General features: G+C 31.0%; 9 protein-coding genes. All 9 read right to left on the reverse strand.

Going from position 1 to position 5,234, the window contains the following annotated elements:
* Positions 1–236 (reverse strand): hypothetical protein (locus Q0F58_RS16970; RefSeq protein ID WP_294379053.1); only part of this gene is annotated, 236 nt, incomplete at its 3' end.
* A gap of 344 nt (positions 237–580) precedes the next feature.
* Entirely contained in the window at positions 581–1,702 is a 1,122-nt protein-coding gene (locus Q0F58_RS16975; RefSeq protein ID WP_294379054.1) for a hypothetical protein, read from the reverse strand.
* Between the two features lie 108 nt (positions 1,703–1,810).
* Entirely contained in the window at positions 1,811–2,128 is a 318-nt protein-coding gene (locus Q0F58_RS16980) for a hypothetical protein (protein ID WP_294379055.1), read from the reverse strand.
* Positions 2,121–2,294, reverse strand: a complete 174-nt coding sequence (locus tag Q0F58_RS16985) for a hypothetical protein (protein WP_294379056.1) — start codon at positions 2,292–2,294, stop codon at positions 2,121–2,123. Before Q0F58_RS16985 ends, Q0F58_RS16980 begins: the two co-directional genes overlap by 8 nt.
* A complete protein-coding gene (locus tag Q0F58_RS16990) occupies positions 2,294–2,584 on the reverse strand; it encodes a hypothetical protein (protein ID WP_294379057.1) in 291 nt (96 codons plus the stop codon). The genes Q0F58_RS16985 and Q0F58_RS16990 overlap by 1 nt, the downstream gene beginning before the upstream one ends.
* Before the next feature lie 128 nt (positions 2,585–2,712).
* Positions 2,713–2,838 (reverse strand): hypothetical protein, encoded by a 126-nt coding sequence (locus Q0F58_RS16995; protein ID WP_294379058.1) that lies wholly within the window; start codon positions 2,836–2,838, stop codon positions 2,713–2,715.
* On the reverse strand, positions 2,835–3,749 hold the full coding sequence (locus Q0F58_RS17000; RefSeq protein WP_294379059.1) for a GIY-YIG nuclease family protein: 915 nt from the start codon (positions 3,747–3,749) through the stop codon (positions 2,835–2,837). Before Q0F58_RS17000 ends, Q0F58_RS16995 begins: the two co-directional genes overlap by 4 nt.
* 250 nt (positions 3,750–3,999) lie before the next feature.
* A complete protein-coding gene (locus tag Q0F58_RS17005) occupies positions 4,000–4,311 on the reverse strand; it encodes a hypothetical protein (protein WP_294379060.1) in 312 nt (103 codons plus the stop codon).
* A gap of 115 nt (positions 4,312–4,426) precedes the next feature.
* A complete protein-coding gene (locus Q0F58_RS17010) occupies positions 4,427–5,161 on the reverse strand; it encodes a hypothetical protein (RefSeq protein ID WP_294379061.1) in 735 nt (244 codons plus the stop codon).
* Between the last annotated feature and the right edge of the window lie 73 nt (positions 5,162–5,234).

The raw sequence follows: 5,234 nt of genomic DNA on the forward strand, positions 1-5,234 counted from the left end.
TCCGTATGCTTTATCCAGATATTGTTTCCTTCAATAAACACCTGTGTGTTACATTTCTTTGCAATAAATTCAGCAGAACCGATACTCTTGATGCTTTTCAATTCTTTAGGTTTTGCCAATTTTGGTTCACTATATGACCTAAAGCTATATTCCACATATCTCATTCTGTTTACATTGATAATATTACTGTAAAAATCTTTTGGATTACCTACTGTCCAAGATATAGGAACTAACATATAACCATATTCCCAAACTTGATAATGAACACAATCGAGATAAGTATTATCTCTTGTGTCAATAGTGAACTGAATCAGAACTTTTCCACAAAAGCAAGTCGTACTATAACATTCTCGTATTTCATACCCATTTTTCTTGTGATATTGCCCTATGTATTTAGCACTGCTTTTGATTTTGTCAATATAGTCAAGATACTCTGTATTCAGATATAACTCTATCTCACAACCATCATCTATGTAATCTTTCCAATCAGACTTGAGAACATCTAAATTTTCAGCATAAAGTAATAACGGTTTTCCTAAATTAGTAACCTTATAACGATTTATATTATCATCTCCTCAAATCATTGCTTTAAAAATCTATTTATATTTTCCCATTTTAAATCGAAATATTCTTTTGCTATTTCAGGAAAATCAGTTTCAATCTGTTCAAGATACCTAACGTCTGCACATTTACTCTTACAAGTAGATTGACTTAATTGAGCAAATTCCCGAATAGATTTCTTTTTAAAATAAGCAGGTTGATTACACCATCTTGCAACAGTTATGTAAATTCCACGATATTTGCTTATCTCATAATCTTTATATCTCATAATATAAGGTAAACAACCATATTCCATAAGAATTTTAATTCTTTCAAACAAATCGTGAATATCTTTCTGATAAAATTCCATATCATAATAATTTGGATTGTTATGATTAAAAGCACAAAACACATAAAACCTCATTTGCCTATTAGTATGTCTGCGTATCATTTCAAGACGATTTATAATTAAGTTTTTATCTTTAATGTTATCAAATGCAAACGTAAAATCACCATCATAATTACTATGATTAAATAGCATTTCGCATTTTTCATCGGTAAGTAGTCGCTCATCAATACCTTGTTTAAACTGAAATTTCTTACCTGTATTATTAAGTTGTTCTATAATATTCCTCCAATCTTTACAAGCAAGAATATTGTCATCAAGCAAACAGATTTTAGCTCTTGTGTTATCAACAAATTCTATTAAACTACTGTGAATAGAACATTTATTATAATTTTTATTTACACAAAAACTACAATGCCTAATACAGCCTCTTGTGGTAAAACCAATAGAATAATCTGTGTACCAATAAAAATCTTTTCGTTTTTCACCATTTGTAATACAAGTATTTACCCAATCGTCATATAAATGATAATCAGGCATTATATGTTCAATATCTTCTTCAAGTCTTGGAGATTTATCGTAATAAAATCCTGTGCCACCATATTGAACATTTGGCAGATTAAGAATAGGGTTATCCTTATAGAAATCAGCAATATGTTCTTCAGTTTTCATAGACTTATCTTCTGGTTCAAATGGTATTTCTGTATCCATAAAGACTTTAGAAATAGTAACTTTATCATATGTATCAATATTTTCATAGTCCAGTTTAAGTTCAACATTCCAACCGAGTTGTTTGTAATATGATGACAATTTCATACACACAAGATTTGGAAATCTATGCTTAGTTCTGCCTATGAGGTCTGCATCTATAATTGCAAGCTTAATATTATCACTTCCTTATAATTAAATAAAAATCTGTTTTTATCATACTTTCTTGCTACTCTGTATCAGCTCCCATAAATCCTCCAATGTTTCAGAAGGTACAACATCATTATTTACATCAGTGACTTCCATATCTTCCTTAGTTCCCCATTCTTTTTCGTATATGTACCATTCTATCCACTCATTGTCATCACCGACAATATCTGAAATAACCTTAATGATAGGGAACAACGATGTGTTGCTAATAAATTTATCACCAACATCTCCAAATAAATCATTGAACTTGTCATATATACTCTCTAATGAATAATATCTTTCCTTTATAACAGTCATAAGTTTTATAAATTGCTCTTTAGTCATTTTTTATGTTCTCCTCGTTATAATTAGCATTAGTAAAAATTAATTTAATATCTTCAAAGGTTAATGGCTTACCACATACTTTGATATGATTATCCTTATCATTCTCAACTACTTCTATACCCATCTCCTCACATAAAGCAAGTAGTTCTTCTTCACTAAACAACATTATACATCTTCCTTTCTTAACCTAACAGCAAAATTGCCTCCTACAACATCATATGTAAAATCAATATTCTCAAATCTCATAACTTCCTGTACCTGTGATAAATGAAATAGATAAGCAACCTTGCCCTTTCTAATCTCAGATAGCGTATCATTTATCATACTAACATAGCACTTGTCTAAAGTATCACCGTCACAAGTCATCTTATTTCTGTCACCAGTAGTAACCCTCTTTAACCTTTTATCCGATGATTTCTCGGTGTTAATATGTAAATCAACAGCAACCCTGTCCATAATTTCGCTCATATTCTTAGGAAAGTAATTTATACAACAGTAGGGAAGACCTCTACTACTACAATTACTAAATCCACAAGTAGAGCAATTATAATGTAATCCTACAGAAGCAAACTCCTTTGCAAAGTTCATACTACACCACCTGCTTCCATATTGCCAGTTTCCATAAGCTGATTTACTACTTTGGCAAAATCACGTCTATGGTTCATAGTGCTTTGACTGCACTGATAAATTATGTTGTAATTAATATTCATTTTGTAGCCACCTTACCTTCTATGAGGAGAGCATTAACCGTTTCAATGAAACAATGCTGATATATGGGTTTATCAGCAATAACATCAATAAACCTAACATTTTCATATTCATCAAGATGATATTTGTCTTTGAAAAGCCAAGTAGCCGAGTCATACCAAAAATATGAATATTTTTCTCTCATTGATTTAAAAACTATTTCATAAGCTTCGTCATGCGATATACCAAACGATGTTGCAATCGTGGCAATATGCTTATCGGCAACGTCGGTTATCCAAATATTAAAATCTGGTTGTGATAAATGTTGATAACATTCAACAGCTTCATTAACCTTATTAACTAAATCTATAACTTGGTCATATAATTGGTCATATAATTTTATTGCTTTTTGACAGGTATTCATTAAACACTCAAATTGTTCTTTTGGAATCATTACTGTATCGTCATAACCACCAGATAAATATTGTAAATAGTCTTTTGCCAGTGAAGAAGAATTTAAATCATCTTTAATAGGAATAGGGTGTTCATTAACTTTCTGAATAATGCTACTAACTATTTTTGTTGCATTATCAAAATTAATATCAAACCATTCCCTTATAACATTATGTTGAGCAAAAATCTTATGGGCTATTGCTTCAGCTTCGTGAATATTACAACAATCAAATGATTTATAAGTAATAATTGGATTTGTTCTTCCTGTATTTAAATTTCCAATATGCTGAGACACTTTTTTTGAAGTCTTTCCGATTTTTACAAAATTGTTATCTGGGTCTAACGCCAAATATATATATCCAACACGATTAAGGTTATTTAACAAATGATTTGTGTGATTATCCTCATATTCTTTTATAATTTTTTCAATATCACTATCTTTTATGTTATAATCCATTGTAATCTTATTTTTAGACTTCATTTTTTATTATCTCCTTTATTTACATTATAATAGTATTACCACTCACACCTCGTTCAGACCCACATCACTTATATCCTCTGAGCCAAGCCCCGTTTCAATAAATATGTTTTGAGCTGTCAGCAGAATATAGGTATATAATTCTGAACTAATCTGAACTGATTTCAGCCACTTTAACTTTACATAGTTAATTTCACCTATAAAGGTGTAAAGTGCCTGTATCGTGTGCAGATTTGAGTATTTTAGTATTGTATTAATAATTTTCTACTTTAGACAGAATATTATCGAGTCTATTATTGATATTATTCATATAGCCTATAATACCATCAATTGTATCAAGACTGCCATCGGACACCTTTTCTCTTACCATAATCTTACGACAACCTCTGACAAGAGCTTCGATAGAAGAATAGTAGCCAATAATATCTTCGTAGTCTATTATCTCACCAGTAGGCTTCCTTGTTTTACGGTCAATCTTTTCACGCTTACCACACTCTATAAGAATATACTGGTCTGAGTCTGCCGTGAAATAGAAATTGTCCGTAATCTTAATTTTGTTTGCCATATTATTATCTCCTTTAATTTGTATATTTTTAATTCCGAGCCTTTCACTGCTCCTAAGTATAGTATATACTGGAAATCTCAGTTTGTCAAGTGCTTTTTGTGAAAAATATTATTACTTACTTATTATTTGTAGAAGGAACAAGCGCAGGAGCAAAATCCTCAACTCTATATCTTTGTTTGAGTTCCTCCAGTAAAGCCTTAATGTTATTCTCAGCTTGGTCATCTGGAAGTACATATATATTAGGCACATTCCTTGGCTCACCGTTTATGTAACAACTGCCAGTGGTGTATTTGATGAATAGGTTATGGTCTACAAATAAATCTAAACAAACATCTACTGTTTTACGATTAAGGTCTAAATCTTTTACAGCACGTTCCACACTTCCATAGAATCCATAAGCCTGTTGCCCATTTTCGATAATACGTCCTCTGATATAGGTATATACCTTTAACAAAGTAGGTTTGCTCAGAGGATAGTCGATACCGATTATAGTATCAAAAATATCGTAAGAGAGCTTGGCAAACATTTTTGTAGGAAGACTATAAAATTTATCCTCTAAATAAAATCCAACCAAACCTGTCACCGAGACAGAATTAATGCCATTTCCATAAATCTGTGTTATTTCATTGTTTTCAACAAGAGATACCAAAGTTTTACGCACATAAGCCAAAAAAGATTTGTTATGTCTATCAACAGAGTACCCACATTTCTCACAAATCAAACTTATTGATGTAAAACATACCCCCTCTATATTAGAGTATCGTTCAAGGCACAACCTGACCATTATTTGCTTATAGTCGTTTTCAAAGTAGTCAGTCAGATCAATGGGAACTTTATAAAAATAGTCCAAAAATTATCAAATCCTTTCTTTTATAAAAATTAGGCACTCCACAGAAAATGTGGAGTGTTTTTGCAATTACTAC

It is taken from the genome of uncultured Clostridium sp., from assembly GCF_934754915.1.
Classification (GTDB): domain Bacteria; phylum Bacillota; class Clostridia; order Clostridiales; family Clostridiaceae; genus Clostridium.